The sequence below is a fragment of the Streptomyces sp. NPDC001410 genome (assembly GCF_042895235.1).
In the GTDB taxonomy this organism is placed as follows: domain Bacteria; phylum Actinomycetota; class Actinomycetes; order Streptomycetales; family Streptomycetaceae; genus Streptomyces.
Genome location: NZ_JBIAWE010000007.1, coordinates 206340 through 220920, shown reverse-complemented (window position 1 = coordinate 220920; position 14581 = coordinate 206340). Strand labels below are relative to the sequence as shown.

15 protein-coding genes and 1 pseudogene are annotated in these 14581 nt (G+C 68.8%); 13 read left to right on the top strand and 3 right to left on the bottom strand.

Annotation, left to right across the window (positions count from 1 at the left end; all coding sequences use genetic code 11):
• Positions 1-780: a response regulator transcription factor gene (locus tag ACFY3C_RS17210; RefSeq protein WP_390771294.1), complete on the bottom strand. Its 780-nt coding sequence runs from the start codon at positions 778-780 to the stop codon at positions 1-3.
• Between the two features lie 113 nt (positions 781-893).
• Between ACFY3C_RS17210 and ACFY3C_RS17205 the strand changes: the two genes are divergently transcribed.
• The 3 genes from ACFY3C_RS17205 to ACFY3C_RS17195 are packed head-to-tail and all read left to right on the top strand — an operon-like array spanning position 894 to position 3197.
• A complete protein-coding gene (locus ACFY3C_RS17205) occupies positions 894-1613 on the top strand; it encodes a glycosyltransferase family 2 protein (RefSeq protein WP_390771293.1) in 720 nt (239 codons plus the stop codon).
• A 25-nt stretch (positions 1614-1638) separates the two neighbouring features.
• Positions 1639-2256 carry a DUF2064 domain-containing protein gene (locus tag ACFY3C_RS17200; protein WP_390771292.1) on the top strand — a complete coding sequence of 206 codons (618 nt, stop codon included), beginning with the start codon at positions 1639-1641 and terminating at the stop codon, positions 2254-2256.
• Entirely contained in the window at positions 2253-3197 is a 945-nt protein-coding gene (locus ACFY3C_RS17195; protein WP_390771291.1) for a class I SAM-dependent methyltransferase, read from the top strand. The genes ACFY3C_RS17200 and ACFY3C_RS17195 overlap by 4 nt, the downstream gene beginning before the upstream one ends.
• A gap of 346 nt (positions 3198-3543) precedes the next feature.
• On the opposite strand, the gene ACFY3C_RS17190 is transcribed toward ACFY3C_RS17195, so the two are convergent.
• Positions 3544-4836, bottom strand: coding sequence for a molybdopterin-dependent oxidoreductase (locus tag ACFY3C_RS17190; protein ID WP_390771290.1), 1293 nt, complete (start codon positions 4834-4836; stop codon positions 3544-3546).
• Positions 4837-4970: 134 nt separating this feature from the next.
• Here ACFY3C_RS17190 and ACFY3C_RS17185 point away from each other — a divergent pair, with 134 nt between their 5' ends.
• From ACFY3C_RS17185 to ACFY3C_RS17140, 10 genes and pseudogenes are all read left to right on the top strand, one after another.
• Entirely contained in the window at positions 4971-6338 is a 1368-nt protein-coding gene (locus ACFY3C_RS17185) for a hypothetical protein (protein WP_390771459.1), read from the top strand.
• A 179-nt stretch (positions 6339-6517) separates the two neighbouring features.
• Complete coding sequence (locus ACFY3C_RS17180) at positions 6518-6850, top strand: hypothetical protein (RefSeq protein ID WP_390771289.1); 333 nt, start codon at positions 6518-6520, stop codon at positions 6848-6850.
• 88 nt (positions 6851-6938) lie between these two features.
• A complete protein-coding gene (locus tag ACFY3C_RS17175; protein ID WP_390771288.1) occupies positions 6939-7250 on the top strand; it encodes a pore-forming ESAT-6 family protein in 312 nt (103 codons plus the stop codon).
• A 65-nt stretch (positions 7251-7315) separates the two neighbouring features.
• Positions 7316-7720 (top strand): DUF6507 family protein, encoded by a 405-nt coding sequence (locus ACFY3C_RS17170; protein ID WP_390771287.1) that lies wholly within the window; start codon positions 7316-7318, stop codon positions 7718-7720.
• A complete protein-coding gene (locus ACFY3C_RS17165) occupies positions 7717-10068 on the top strand; it encodes a hypothetical protein (protein WP_390771286.1) in 2352 nt (783 codons plus the stop codon). The genes ACFY3C_RS17170 and ACFY3C_RS17165 overlap by 4 nt, the downstream gene beginning before the upstream one ends.
• Positions 10065-11078 (top strand): hypothetical protein, encoded by a 1014-nt coding sequence (locus ACFY3C_RS17160; protein ID WP_390771285.1) that lies wholly within the window; start codon positions 10065-10067, stop codon positions 11076-11078. Before ACFY3C_RS17165 ends, ACFY3C_RS17160 begins: the two co-directional genes overlap by 4 nt.
• Positions 11071-11385, top strand: a complete 315-nt coding sequence (locus tag ACFY3C_RS17155; protein ID WP_390771284.1) for a hypothetical protein — start codon at positions 11071-11073, stop codon at positions 11383-11385. The genes ACFY3C_RS17160 and ACFY3C_RS17155 overlap by 8 nt, the downstream gene beginning before the upstream one ends.
• Before the next feature lie 318 nt (positions 11386-11703).
• On the top strand, positions 11704-12045 hold the full coding sequence (locus ACFY3C_RS17150; protein ID WP_390771283.1) for a hypothetical protein: 342 nt from the start codon (positions 11704-11706) through the stop codon (positions 12043-12045).
• A gap of 56 nt (positions 12046-12101) precedes the next feature.
• Positions 12102-12382, top strand: a pseudogene (locus tag ACFY3C_RS17145) (IS5/IS1182 family transposase); the annotation flags it as partial.
• A 109-nt stretch (positions 12383-12491) separates the two neighbouring features.
• Positions 12492-12689 (top strand): DUF397 domain-containing protein, encoded by a 198-nt coding sequence (locus ACFY3C_RS17140; RefSeq protein WP_390771458.1) that lies wholly within the window; start codon positions 12492-12494, stop codon positions 12687-12689.
• A gap of 27 nt (positions 12690-12716) precedes the next feature.
• Here ACFY3C_RS17140 and ACFY3C_RS17135 read toward each other — a convergent pair whose 3' ends face one another.
• On the bottom strand, positions 12717-14369 hold the full coding sequence (locus ACFY3C_RS17135; RefSeq protein ID WP_390771282.1) for an immunity 49 family protein: 1653 nt from the start codon (positions 14367-14369) through the stop codon (positions 12717-12719).
• Positions 14370-14581 lie beyond the last annotated feature (212 nt).

Here is a 14581-nt window from a genome sequence, read left to right as displayed (position 1 = left end):
TCACTCGCCCTCCGTTCCAGCTCCGGTTCCTGCTCCGGGTCCGGCTCCGGCTCCGGCTCCGGTGGGGTCGAAGCGGTACCCCACGCCCCACACCGTCTGGATGAGGCGGGGGCGGGCGGGGTCGTCCTCGACCTTGCCGCGCAGCCGGCGGACATGGACCGTGACGGTCGACAGGTCACCGAAGTCCCAGCCCCACACCTCCCGCATCAGCTCCTCCCGGCCGAACGCCCGCCCCGGATGCCGCAGGAAGAAGGCGAGCAGATCGAACTCCCGGAGGGTGAGGGCCAGATCGGTGCCGTTCTTGGCGGCGCGGCGGGCGGCCGGGTCCACGGTCAGACCGGCCGCGCCCAGCGGGCCGCGCGGCACGGCGGGCCGGGCGCGGCGCAGCACCGACTCCACCCGCAGCACCAGCTCGCGCGGGCTGAACGGCTTGGTCACGTAGTCGTCGGCGCCGACCTCCAGGCCGAGGATGCGGTCGTCCTCGTCACCGCGCGCGGTGAGCATGACGACCGGCACCGGACCGTGCTCACGCAGCCGCCGGCACACCTCCAGGCCGTCCATCCCGGGCAGCATCAGGTCCAGCACCACGAGGTCCGGCCGGTGCGCGGCGGCCCGGGCGAGGGCGGCCGGGCCGTCGGCGGCGCGGTCCACGGCGTATCCGGCCCGGTCCAGGTATCCGGCGACGACTTCGGCAACGGTCGGGTCGTCGTCCACGACGAGGATCCGGCCCAGGGAACCGGGTCGCGGCCCGGCGTCCGGTGATGCGTACGGCTGCTGCATGTCTCCACCCTGGCACCGAGCCGCCCGGGAGGCTCGGCCGCGGCTGGGACGTCCGCGTTTCGTAAGGAGGCGATGCCCCCTTTGCCCCGATTCGGCTTCGTAGGGTGAACGCCGTGACGAGCACCTACCCTCCCCCTTACGGCCCCCCTTGCGACCCTCCCCCTTACGACGTGGATGTCGTGCTGCCCTGCCTGAACGAGGCCGAGGCGCTGCCGTGGGTCCTCGCCCGCGTCCCGGCCGGCTGGCGCGCCCTCGTCGTCGACAACGGCTCCACCGACGGCTCCGCCGACCTGGCCCGTGGCCTCGGCGCGACCGTCGTGCGCGAGGAGCGGCGCGGCTTCGGCGCCGCCTGCCACGCCGGACTGCTGGCCGCCACCGCCGACGTGGTGTGCTTCTGCGACTGCGACGCCTCCCTCGACCCCGCGCAGCTGGTCCCGTTCGTCCGCGAGGTCCGGGCCGGCGAGGCCGACCTGGTGCTCGGCCGGCGCCGCCCGCAGACCCGGGGCGCCTGGCCGGCCCACGCCCGCGCGGGCAACCTCGCGGTGGCTCACCTCCTGCGCCGCCGCACGGGCCTGCGCCTGCACGACCTCGGCCCTCTGCGCGCGGCCCGCCGCGAGCGGCTGCTCGCCCTGGCCCTGACCGACCGCCGCAGCGGCTATCCCCTGCAGATGGTGGTCCGCGCGGCCGACGCGGGCTGGCACATCACCGAACACGACGTCCCGTACCTCCCGCGCACCGGCGCCTCGAAGGTCACGGGGACCTGGCGGGGGACGTGGCAGGCGATACGGGACATGAGCAAGGTCCTGAACGAGCCGCCCGTTGTCCGTGCCTAGCTGTCACCAGCCAAGGAAAGCCCACATGACCACCCTCCTCGTCATCGCCAAGGAGCCGCTGCCCGGGCGGGTCAAGACGCGGCTCACTCCCCCCTTCTCCCCCGAGCAGGCCGCCACCCTCGCCGAAGCCTCGCTCTCCGACACCCTGCGGGCCGTGGCCGAAACCCCGGCCACGCGCAGAGTGCTCGTGCTCGACGGCCGGCCAGGCCCCTGGCTGCCCCCCGGCTTCGACGTCGTCCCCCAGTGCACCGGCGGACTCGACGCCCGCCTCGCCGACGCCTTCGCCCGCTGCGCCGGCCCCGCCCTGCTGATCGGCATGGACACTCCCCAGGTCACCCCGGATCTGCTCACCGTGGACTTCGCGGGCTGCGACGCGTACTTCGGCCCGGCCGAGGACGGCGGGTTCTGGGCGCTGGGCCTGGCCCGCCCGGAGCCCGCGCTGCTGCGGGGCGTGCCGATGTCCACGCCGGAGACCGGGACCGTGCAGCGGGAGCGGCTGGTCGCCGCCGGGCTGCGGGTACGGGACCTGCCCCGGCTGCGGGACGTCGACACCGCCGCCGACGCCCGCGCCGTCGCCGCCCTCGCCCCGCACGGCACCTTCGCCGCCCGGCTGGCGGACTGCACGGCGGCCGATGCCCGATGACCCCCGCATCCGGCCCTACGACGGCCCGGCGCACGTGGCGCCCGGCAGCCGCCGAAGGCGAAGCCGAGGCGCAGGTCGACCCGCAAGCCGCCGACGGCGAACGCGCCCCACTGGGGCCACCCGCACCCGACAACGAAAGCAGCACGGGTGGTGCGGGTGGGAACGAATCCGCCGAAGGCGAAGCCGAGGCGGCATCGGTCCAGGCACCGCAGGGCCCCGCCTGGGCCCTCTCCGACCCCTACGCCACAGCCCTCCGCACCGGCCGAGGCCCGCTGTACCTGCGCCGCACAGACGGCTGGCTCCTGCCACTGGAGGTGGAGCGCTGGTGCGCCGACGCGGACACGGTGGACTCTGCGGTGCTGGACCGCTGCGAGGGCGCCGTCCTGGACGTCGGCTGCGGCCCGGGCCGGCTGGTGGCCGAGTTGGCGGCCCGCGGCCGTACCGTCCTGGGCGTCGACGTCAGCGAGGCGGCCGTCACCCGCACCATCACGGTCGGCGGCCAGGCCCTGCGCCGCTCGGTGTTCGACCCGCTGCCCGGCGAGGGCCGCTGGGGCACCGTCCTGCTCATGGACGGCAACATCGGCATCGGCGGCGACCCGCGCGCCCTGCTGCACCGGATGAGCCAACTCCTCGCCCCCGGCGGCCTGTTGATCGCAGAGACGGCCCAACTGGACCTCGACGAGCGCGCCCGGGTGCAGGTCGTCGACGTCACCCACGGGCGGGCCCTCATGGGCGACCCGTTCCCGTGGGCGCGGATCGGCACCCCGGCCCTGCTCCAACTCGCCGACCGGGCCCCCGAGTGGCGCCCGGAGGCTCAGTGGACGGCCGGCGACCGCCGCTTCGTCGCCCTGCGCACCCGCACCGCGAGCAGCAGCGCCGAGCCGCCGAAGAGCAGAGCCGTGATCAGCAGCCAGCGGCCGAGGAAGACGTCCGCGGACTGACCGGTGGCCAGGCGGTAACGCCGGTCCACCAGGTTGAAGATCAGCGGGAACCACACGAGCAGCAGCAGTCCCGACAGCGCGGCCGGCACCCGCACGTACATCACCCACCCCCGCCGCCCGACCGCGTCGAGACCGTGCACGACCGCCCGGTCCGCCATCGAGTACAGCGGCACCAGAACGAGGTCGTGCAGCAGGGCCGCCCCCACGACCCACAGCGCCACCCCGAACCAGTCACCGGCGAGCAGCCGTACACCGGCGTACGCGGCGAGCGCGAACGAGCAGCAGAGCAGCAGGATCTGCAGCGGACTGCCCACAGGCAGGGGGCGCATCACAGGCAGGCGGCGCATCACAGGTCTCCGAAGGTCAGCCGGGCCACCCACTTGGTGTTGAGCACGCCTGGTGCGGCGGGCACGATGACGCGCGCCGGGTGGCCGTGGTCGGGGGACAGTTCCTCGCCGTTGACGTACAGGGCGAGCAGGGAGCGCGGGTCGGCCACCTGGTTGGCGCGCAGGGCCGCGCGGCGGAAGGCGCCGTGCCGCTGCAGGGACTCCACGAACACGTCCGGCGGGTCGCCCTCGTACCCGACGAGCGCCGCGAGGTCCCGCAGCCGCACCCCGCGCCACCACTGGTCGGCGGTGGACCAGCCCTCCACACAGGCGATCGGCAACGACGAGCTGTGCAGGGGCAGTTGGAGCAGCTGGGCGCGGCTGAGGCGCACGGTCCCGGTGCGGCCGGTGACGACGATCCGCCACGCCTCCTCGCTGGTCTCCGCCGCGTCGATCCCGGCGTACGCGGCCGTCTTGTTGATCTGGAAGCCGTTCGGGCCGCCGGCCGGGTCGGCCCCGCCGTGCGGCGCGAGCAGGGCCGTACGCCGGAAGGGTCCGCCCAGGCTCTGCCCGACCGTGGTCAGGAACAGCAGCAGCGAGCCGCCGCCGACCAGCCACAGCGCCCCGCGCCGGGACACGGTGGGCGGGTCGGGCTCAGCCGCGGCCAGGTCGTCCACATCCTTCTCACCCTTCTCGCCCCTCTCAACCTTCTCGCCCCTCTCGCCCTTCTCGTCCCCCTCCCGCAGCCGCCCCCGCACGGTCCGCACCGCGGCCGGCGTCTTCAGCACCGCGTGCGCCACGAACGCGGCGAAGAACACCCACGCCCCGTAGAAGTGCAGCGGATAGAAGGAGCCGGGGAAGACGTAGTTCAGCTGGACGTTGAACACACCGGTCGTGAACTCGAACAGCCCGCCGCCGACCAGCAGGAGCAGCGAGATCCGCTCCAGCCCGTGCGCCACGGAGCGGGCCGGCGGCAGCGTGAACAGCTTCGGCACCACCGACCACAGCTTGGCCAGCAGGACCGGGATCAGGGTGATGCCGAGGGTGACGTGGAGGCCCTGGGTGAACCGGTACAGCCACACCGGGCCGGTCGGCCACGCGAAGAGGTAGAAGCCGAGGATCCCCTTGTCCGGGGTCGTGTCGTTCACGGGGTGCAGGTCCGGGTTGTAGGCCGCGTACGACACCAGGCCGGTCACGAACAGCACGGTGATGCCGACGAGCAGCACGAGACCGAGCACCGAGGTGAACCAGCGGCCGCGCAGCGGGCTGCGCCAGAAACCGGGGGAGGTGGGAAGCCGGGGAAGGTCGCGCATGCCCCGACCGTAAGCCGCGAAACGCCCGGGAAAGGGGGCGCGACCCATGACGAAACACTGACGTCCGGCCCGGACGACGACCCGTCCAGGGCCGTGCGGCCTAACGTGCCGACGTGACCCGCTCCCGCCCCGACGTGCCGCGTTCCCGTTCCGATGCGCCCTGCTCCCGTCCCGACGCGCGCCGATCCCTCCGCCGTGATCTGTACGCCGCCGGCGCCGCCGCCCTGCTCGTGACGGCGGCCGTCCTGGTCGGCCGCCACCTCCAGGACACCTACCGCATCCTGTTCGTGCACTGGCCGCCCGTACTGGCCGAGTGGGATCCGCACGTGGGCCCCGGCACCCCGGCCGCCGTCCTCCTCGCGGCGGCCGGCGTGGCCTACGGCCCGACTCTGGCCGCCCGTCTGCCGTGGCGTGCCCTGCTGGTGACGGCCTGGGGGTCGGCCCTGGCCTGGATCCTCTCCCTCGCCCTCGTCGACGGCTGGCACCAGGGCATCGCGGTCCGCCTCACCACCCGCGAGGAGTACCTCCGGGTCATCGGCCGCTTCCACGACATCCCGGCCGCCCTGCGGGACTTCACCCACCACATCGTCAGCGGCACCCCCGCCCCCTGGCCGGCCCATGTCGCCGGTCACCCGCCGGGCGCGACGCTCACCTTCGTCCTGCTCGACCGGATCGGGCTGCGGGGCGGCGGATGGGCCGGGATGTGGTGCGTGACCCTCGGCTCGACGGCCTGCGTGGCGGTCCTGGTCGCCGTCCGCGCCCTGGCGGACGAGACCCTGGCCCGACGGGCGGCCCCCTTCCTGGTCCTGGCCCCGGCGGCGGTCTGGCTGGGCACCTCCGCCGACGCGTACTTCGCGGCGACCGCCGCCTGGTCCGTGGCCCTGCTCGCCCTCGCGGTCACGCGCCGCTCCCTTTCCTGGGCGGCAGCCTCCGGCCTGCTCCTCGGCCTGACCTGCTACCTGTCGTACGGCCTCACGCTCTTCGCCCTCGTCGCGGCGGCGGTCCTGCTGCTGGGCAGGGACGGGGTGCGCGAGCGCCCGGCGCTCCTCCTGGCCCTCCTCGCCGGACTCGCCGTCGTCCCGCTGGCGTTCACGCTCGCGGGCTTCAACTGGTGGACGACGTACCACCTGTTGGTGACCCGCTACTACCAGGGCGTCGGCGGCAAACGCCCCTACGGCTACTGGGTGTGGGCCAACCTGGCCTGCACGGTCCTGATCACGGGCCTGGCGACCGCGGCGGGCCTGCGCCGCACGGCCACGACCCTCACCCACCGCACCGACCCCGCAGCCGTCCGCCTGGCCCTCCTCGTCTCCACCGCCTTCCTCGCCCTCCTCGTCGCCGACCTCTCCGGGATGAGCAAGGCCGAGACCGAACGCATCTGGCTGCCGTTCGCGCTGTGGCTGCTGCCGGCCTGCGCGTATCTGCCCCACCCCCGGGCCTGGCTCACCGCGCAGACGGTGCTCGCGCTGCTCCTCAACCACCTGCTGTTGACGGGATGGTGAGCGACCGTCATCCACACGGTGTGGGGTATTCGGAACAGAAGAGCCTCCCTTCGCGTCCGCTCATGACGAGATCACGCCACTTCCATCCATACCGCGTTGCGTGTGCAATGCGCGATGCGAGAGGGTGTTCGATGACAGCACAACGCACATACGGGGAACGCACATACGGGGGTGGGTGCATGAAGTTCGCCATGGGGTCGACGACCCTGTCGGAACTCGGCAAGAACACGGTCGGCTCCATCGAGGACCTGGGCACGCTGATCAAGTTGCTCGTCCAGGCGGCGGAGCCGCTGGAAGGCAAGTTCAACGGGGCGGGCAAGGCCGCGTTCGACCGGTTCAAGACGCACACGGACCAGATCACGAGCGATCTGAACAGTTCGCTCGACGCGATCCTGGGCGGCCAGTCCGGCATGGACACCGCGTTCGGCTCCGGTGATGTGGAGATGCAGGACAACTCCCACCAGAACATGGGCGCGGCCAACTTCACCGCCGCCCGATTCGGCGCGCGCTGACGGCCAGTCGCCGAAACGTTCGCCTTCACGTAAACCACCACCGTTCTTTCGAGTTCCAACCTTTCGAACCTCCGAGGGGGATCTGACTGTGGGCCAGAACCAGGACCGCCGTGCGTACGACACCGATGCCTCGGCCGAGGTGCAGATGACCCTGGCGGCCGTGATCGGCCAGCTGGAGAGTGTGCTGTCCGACCGCGACCGGGCTGTGAAGGCCGCGATGGCCGACTTCCAGGCCGACGGGGTCTCGGACGAGTACCACGGCAAGGAGGTCCGCTGGCACAAGGCCGCGCACGAGGTGCGCTCCATCATCCATCTGGTGCGCACCACGCTGGAGCAGAACGACTCCACCGCCCAGTCCACGCTGGCCAAGGCCCGGGCCGCGGTCGCGAACATCGGCTGACGGACGACGGGAAGTCGGCCACCTGAGCCAGGGGCGGGGGAGTTACGGAGGATGAGGGGACTGTTGTGACGGGGTGGGACATCGACCCGGCCGGGGTGCACAGCGTGCTGTCCAAGACGGGAACCGCGGCGAAGAACCTGTCGGACGCGCACAGCGCCATGCAGGACAACCTTCGGGAGGCCGCCGACGCGGCGGGCACCCTCACGAGCCAGTACGGGCCGTACACCAGCACGGCGGGGAAGGTCGGTTCGGCACTGGCCCAATTCCTCCAGCACTGGAGCCCTGACCTGCTCTACATCGCCAAGCGCGCCTCGAATTCGCTGCACGGGGCGGATCAGGCCACCGTCGAGTACGTGAAGGGCGATTTGGAACAGGCGGCGAACGCCCAGCACACGGCGGCCCAGGAGCCGAAGATCGACATGCCGGGCAAGGGCGGAACCGGGCACCGCACTCAGGGCGGTTCGTCGTGACCGAGAAGCTGATCAACCCCTCCGGCATACCGCACTTCATCGGCGACCTGGCCACGCTGGACACCGATGTGATGCTGCTGACCGCGGACGCGGGTCAGTTCCGCGCGTCGGGCTCGGACGTGCACACCACCTTCCAGGGCCTGTCCGCGTTCTACAGCGCACCCGAGGCGGAAGACCTGTTCGCCACCACGCTGCCGGTACAGAGGAAGTCGGACGCGTTCGCCGACGACCTGGAGAAGGTCGCCTCCGCTCTGTCGGACTACAGCACCGAAGTCCAGCCACTGGTGAAGAAGCTGGACGCGCTCAAGGCGGACGCCACCGCGTTCGTGAACTCGGTACAGGGCGACGACGACTGGCACAAGGACCAGGACAAGGTCGACCACAACAATGACCTGTGGTACGACGTCAACCACACCGTCGTCGCCTTCATGGCCGCCGAACGCACTGCCTACGACAAGATCATGGCCCTGATCGGCGGCACCCCGCTGACCACCGACGACGGCTCGCACGGCGAGAACATGTACGGCTACACGGCCGAGGACCTCGACCACGCGCCCGAAACCCCGTGGGGCGCCCCGGCCGAGCGCGAGTACGAGGGCGTGGCCTGGCTGGTCCACCAGGGCAAGCAGGTGTGGCACGGTGTCTGGGACGACGGCGTGATGGGCACCATCAAAGGCATCGGCACGCTCTTCGGCAAGGACGGCTGGGACGAGGCCGGCGAGGCCTGGAAGAACCTCGCCAAGGTCAGCACCGCCTCCGGCCTGACCGGCGCCACCATGGGCGCCTGGTGGCTCATCCCCGACAAGAACCTCCCGTCCTGGCTGCGCGAGTCGCGCACCGCCCACAATCAGGCCGTCAAGGGCCTCGTCGCCTGGGACCAGTGGAAGACCAACCCCGCCCGCGCAGCCGGTGCCACTGGCTTCAACATCCTGACCGCCGTCGGCACCGACGGAGCCGGCGCCGCGGCCTCCGGCGCAGGCAAGGCCGGGGCAGCGGCCCGCGCCCTCTCGACCGTGGGCAAGGTCGGCCGGGCTCTCGACCCCGTGACGTATGCCGGCAAAGCAGGCAAGTTCGCGTACATCAGGGTCGGCGACACCTTCACCACCCTCAAGAACCTGCACTCCGGTGCGACAGCCGACCTGCTCAAGCAGGCAGACGCACTCCGGCCGCCCAAGATCCCGCACGACGCCGTTCCGGACGTCGATGCCAAGGGCAACCTCATCTATATGGTCAGGGGCGGCCACGTCTACGACGCCGAGGGCAAGCTCGTCCAGCACGGCAAGGACGCCAAGGTCGAACCATCGGCCGCCGAGCGAGCGCCCTCGACCGAGGCTCCTCATCACCACGAACTGGTCGGCGCGGGTGCGCGGACTCCCGAAACCATCGCCCACGAGGGCGGCGACTTGGCACCTCGGGCCAGCCACGAAATGCCAGGTGGTGGAGGCTCTGCTGATGGGGCTCCGAGGCATGACAGCCGACCAAGTACAAGCTCCGGGCATGCCCACCACACCACTGGGTCGGACGCGCATACAGGGCACGAACGCGGCGTCGGAGGACCAGATTCCGGACACATTCATTCCGGCGAGCACTCGAATGGCACGCTGGACGACGGAAGTGGGGACCACGCAGGACAATCAGACAGCGGTAGTGGAACGGGGGATACACCTGGCTCAGGTTCGTCAGGACCTCTGGAACTGGGCGGCGAAGCAGAGCGCCGATTCCGGGACGGGATGCGCGGCATTCCCAAGAACAACATCAAGCCGAAGGTGTTGGAGAAGATCGTCGGTAGGTTGGCGGAAAACCCGTCCGGTCGGGAGATAGCCGAGATCATCAGTTCCGGACACCTGTCGCACTCGCCCGGCTTCAGAGACACAGTCTCGATGTTGGGATCTGGTAGGCCCGACCAGTTCCCTCGCGCCATCGACCAAATCCGACTCGGTGACCAGTTTTACAAGAGCGGCTTGCGTAACATTGAATTCGAAGTCAAGAATCCAGGCATCAAGGCAGATCTTGATGTGCGCGTGACGGACGACACGGGAAACAGCTACGGCTATCAGATGAAGCGGCTGAACAATCCGAAGAATCCGTTCGATTCGATCGCCAAGCCGGACAATCTGGGTCAGCTTTCTAAGTCGGAGGCCGATCACAAGATCATGCTGGTCGATGGACAGGGAACCGTCGCCGAGTGGCAAGCCAAGGGCATCCCGGAGGAGCTTCTCCAAGTGCATCTCGGCGAGCACCCGTTCAAGAGCGAAAAGGGTCGTGGCATTCTATTCGTACTTCGGCTCGACGACGGGACGCTCGTGATTCCGCCGGGAGCCAAGGTCGATCCGCGAGGTGTTCTGTGATTACGACGATGCCGGTCGGTAGCTGGACCTGGGAGACCAAGCTGGAGAGCCCGGGTGCCGACCCTGCCGGGCGGTGCGTGCGGCAGCTGATGGATGTGTGGGCGGTGCTGCGGTCTCTCGGCCTCTCCGAGGGAGGCGCTCGGGCTGACATCAGCGTTGAGGCCAAGGACGACGGCCTAGTGTTGCTGAGCCGGAGGGGAGTGTTTGTAGACCCGTCTGATGCGGCCGCCGAGGCCGGACTCTTGCGCATTGCGCGATCGGTGGATCAGGAGCGCGCCGGTGTCGTCACTATCGACCTGGCCACCCCCGGAAGTTGTCTGCGACAGGACGTGGCTCATCCCGTTCAGAAGCTCTTCGTAATCTCTGTCGACGCATGGTCGAGTGGAGCGGCAACGGTGACGCTCCGCACGTTTTCCGATGCCTGGTTGTCCCACGATTTGCGTGGTCACAAGCAACCCGAGGTGAGGGAGGAGAACACCCCCCGCCTCACGCGTGCTCTTGCCGCAATTACTCGGCTGACCGAAGCCGACGTCATTCCTGCGGACCCCACCCCGTACGCCATCCCGACCGAGGACGGCTTTGAGGACCTTCCGGACGAAGATCCGGATCTCCTGGATTCCTGGTACATGTTCGAGGTGCCGCGGCGTACCGACTGGCTCCGGAGGAATATCCCCACTGACGTGTCCCAGTTCGAGACGCAAACCGATTTGCCTGTTACATTCGCAGAAGTTGCGATTGATGGCACAGTTGTCGGCTACCTCTGGGCAGCCGACGACGACGATGCGGCTGGCTATGAACCCCGTACACCTGCTGGTGATGCTGCCCTTGATGCCGCAGAGGAGTGGCTGGCGCGCCTCAGCCAGGCGAAGCAACGCGGACTATCCCCGACCCAGGCATTGCGTGAAATTGCATCGTGGCCGGGTGACGAGACATCCGGAGCTGTCGTACCCGGCGGACTGCGGGAGGCGCCATCTCTCGAGGCTCTGCAGGATCTCTCGGGACGTGAGTGATGGTCTGTGCGAGTACCTGTCCAAGCTCCTTCAGCATGACTGGCTCGGAGAGTTCCCCACCTGGCATGAACGCGGTCACCCGCTCTCCCACCCTCACTTCCCCGGGCGCGACGGCCGACACACCCCTCTGATGAATACTGCTCAGCGAATCGACATCGATGATCCGGAAGTGGACATGGATGAGGCGCAACGTCTGCTCTACCGAGGAACGCCACTTACCGGTGAGGTGACGGAGCACCTCACCGGGAAACTCGTGAGTTTGGAGGTCTACGTCGACGGCATTCAGGACGGCCCATCGAGCGAGTGACACAAAGACGGAACCCTCCGATCAGAGGGAACCGTGCGTAATGGCTTGCCCCGCGGGGAGTTCAAAGAGTGGCATCCGAATGGGGTGTTGGCATCGCGGAAAGTTTTCGACGATGACGGCCTCACGCTCCGCGAAGAACACGAGTGGGACGAGCAGGGCCGGCCGACAAGGAGTTGGCGACTGGGAGACACCCCATGATGTCGAGCAGTGAACGTGAGTAGTCCAAATCTCCCAGTGTGGGCAGAGGACGGACGCCGGACCATCATCGATGTAGCGGACATGCTCGGGGCGCCTCCAGAGACCTACACCCGTGACCCAATGAGCGTCATTCCGGCCTTGGACGACTATGTGTCACGTGCGCCCCTCGATGAATTCGGGGAGTCCGACTGGATAACGCCGCATGTCGACTTGGTGTCCTTCCTCGCCGACTTCCTCATCCAGAGATACGGCGCACGCTGGACGCTCGTGGACGATCCCGAAGGGCCCTTCGCATACCACTATGCCATCGAGGCAACCGGATTCGATGAACAAACTCACCGGATCGACCCCTTCAACATTGTCAAGATGGAATTTTCCGCCCGCCCTATCGAGATCGTCCGCATGCTGGCCATCGCGGAACTCAACCTGCGCCTCACCTCGCAGGTCGGCGAGGGTGGGTGAGACTTTTCCACCTGATTATGGCGGTGTCTTGACTGACTGTGGCTCGATCGTCTGGCATGGGCATAGTTGAGCGGCTGGTGCCGGACGGGCTGTGGGAGATCTTCCAGGATATGGCGCCGGAGCCACCGGTACGCGCCCAGGGTCGGGGTCGGCGGCGACGTGATGACCGCGCGATAGCTGGCGGCAACCGCCACCGGTCTTCCGTACCTCCTGGCAAACGGTCCAGCGGCGCATCTCCAATAGGTCCCAGGCCCGGGTGTGGGCCAAGCTGCATCGCGTGGTGCTGGACCGGCTCGGCGCGAGTGGCGAGTTGGACTGGTCGCGGTGCGCCATCAACGGCCGGACAGATGATGCCGACTTGGGCGTTCGGGGCTAAGTAGCATGGCCCGTCGCCGCTTTCCCGAGGCTTCTGCCTGTAGCGCGCTTGCGCACGGTACCACCCCGACATCAGCATCGCCGTCTGGCGCAACTCGAACTACAGCGACGGGGGAGCCAACAACTGCGTCGAGGCCGCCGGCGGCTGCGCTGGCCTTGTGTCGGCCGGGGCCAGCGAGGTTTCCGGACGGCCGCTGCTCGTGTTCGGTGCGTCCCCGTGGGCGGTGTTCTTGGCGGAGGCCAGGAACCGATTGCCGGTTGATGGGTGATGACGTGCTTCAGCCACCCTCAGAGCCTCAAAAAGGTTCCGCTGCCTGGAGGATGCGGGACGGCAGATAGGGAGATGTGACCCTGATCGTCCAGCTCCGGCGGCGGGCGTGGCAGGTCAAAGCCAGGATGTCGAGGTTGATCGCGGCGTCGGGTTTGGTGGCGCGGTCGGCGATCTGATGGTGGTCGCGGTGTGCTTCGAGCGCGTCGAGGAGGGCCAGATTGAAGCTCTCCTCGTCACCCTCCACCAGTTGGGAGAAGAGCACCGCCGGCGGCGGCAGGAAGGTCTGGTTCTTCGCCTTCTCGCAGTCGCGCAGGGCGCGGCCGGTGGCTGGTTCGGGATCCTCACCTCGTAGGTAGTCGTGCAGGGCCTGCCGATACGAGGCGAAGATGGACCTGTCTTGTACGACCCGTGCCGGGCCGGCGAGAATCAGCGGCGCCAGGTCTTGGCGCCGGCCTGTGATCAAGGCGAGATTCACCGCTGTGTGCCAGGTACTGGGCCCAGCATCCTCGTCGTGGTCTGCGAGGAACATGACCGTCGTGCCGTCGATGGTCACTTCGACGTCGGTGCCGGGTTCGGCCAGTGCCGTACGGAAGAGTGCGGCACCCAACTGCGCGCCGAGGTGCAGGTTTGCGAACTGGGGGTCGGTGGCGTCGGTGGAGTGCGCGGCGCGGGCCTTGAAGAGGATTTCCTGGTTGGTCATGGCGTGCGCCAGTTCCCAGGTGGCAAGTTGCTCTCCGGGCACCGGAGTGAAGGCTTCTCTGGTGTACTTGTCGAACAGGGCCTCGTTCTCGGGGTTCAGGGGATTCGGGCGTATTGCTCGTTCGAACTCGACGGGTGTGTCAGCAAGTTCGATAAGAGCATCTTTGCGTCGGTTTCGTCCATACGCCCCCACTCTCGGCCCCACGGTCTCGAAACTGGTTACCAGGGCGCGCGGCAGGTAGTCGGTGTCGACAGGCAGAGGCCAGCCCTCTCGACGGTAGGCAAGGGCCGTCAATGCGATCGGGAGAAGCGGCAGCAGGGTTCTCGGTGGGGTCCCCGGCGCGGGGAACGAGGTATACGGGACCAGCAGCCGCACCACAGCGGTGCGGAACACCTCCTGGTCCCGGGCGGCCAGGGCACGCAAGGCAAACAGACCGATGCTGTACGGGCGGTCGAGGAGCCCTTCCGCCGTCTCGCTGTCAAGGGACCGGACCCGGGCGATCGCCGCATCGATCGCCGCGAGCTTCTCCTCTCGCGAGGGAGGGTAGTCGGCATCGTCGTCTCCGGTGTCACCGATGACATAGGCCATGAATCCGTTGACGAGCTCGGAGTCGGGGCGGCCGGCCTGACCCTTCTGCTGTTCCTGGCGGGCGAAGTGGAAGGCTTCGCCGTGCCATTCGGCCTTGTCCGTGAGGACGGCCAGGCAGAAGGCGTCGAGCCACTCGGACAGGGAGACGGACTCGGGGCGTCCCTCGGACCGCGGCTCGTAGTCCAGCCCCCAGTTCACGTAGTTGAGGAATACCTGAAAGTGGTTGTGCGGGAAGTAGGCCGCGTATGCAACGGCTCCGGCGGCGGCCTCTGTGGCGTCCTCGAGCACAGCCTTGGCTTCCGGAGTGTGGAGATCAGGAGTCTCGACGGAGAGTGCGCCCAGGTAGTCGAGGAACTCCTCGGCGAGCAGTCCCCAGTCGAAGGCGGTCACCGGACCGGCCTTCGACAGGGACCGGACCTGACGGCCGATCCTGTTGGCGAAGTCGTCACAAGCCGCTGAGACCATAGCCTCGCTGACCTGGTGCCGTTCTATTCGCACTTTCCCGCTCCCCGTAGCCAACATTCGTGAGCCAGTCTAAAAGCAGTCGGCACCCAAGACGGAAGCCATCACCTGGGCACTGCCGCTCATCCCGCTAGCGGAAA

What these genes read in the sequence shown, in the direction of transcription:
- ACFY3C_RS17210 (WP_390771294.1), bottom strand. Translation starts at nt 780, where the DNA reads ATGCAGCAGCCGTACGCATCACCGGACGCCGGGCCGCGACCCGGTTCC.
- ACFY3C_RS17200 (WP_390771292.1), top strand. Translation starts at nt 1,639, where the DNA reads ATGACCACCCTCCTCGTCATCGCCAAGGAGCCGCTGCCCGGGCGGGTC.
- ACFY3C_RS17195 (WP_390771291.1), top strand. Translation starts at nt 2,253, where the DNA reads ATGACCCCCGCATCCGGCCCTACGACGGCCCGGCGCACGTGGCGCCCG.
- ACFY3C_RS17190 (WP_390771290.1), bottom strand. Translation starts at nt 4,836, where the DNA reads ATGCGCGACCTTCCCCGGCTTCCCACCTCCCCCGGTTTCTGGCGCAGC.
- ACFY3C_RS17180 (WP_390771289.1), top strand. Translation starts at nt 6,518, where the DNA reads ATGAAGTTCGCCATGGGGTCGACGACCCTGTCGGAACTCGGCAAGAAC.
- ACFY3C_RS17150 (WP_390771283.1), top strand. Translation starts at nt 11,704, where the DNA reads ATGAGCGTCATTCCGGCCTTGGACGACTATGTGTCACGTGCGCCCCTC.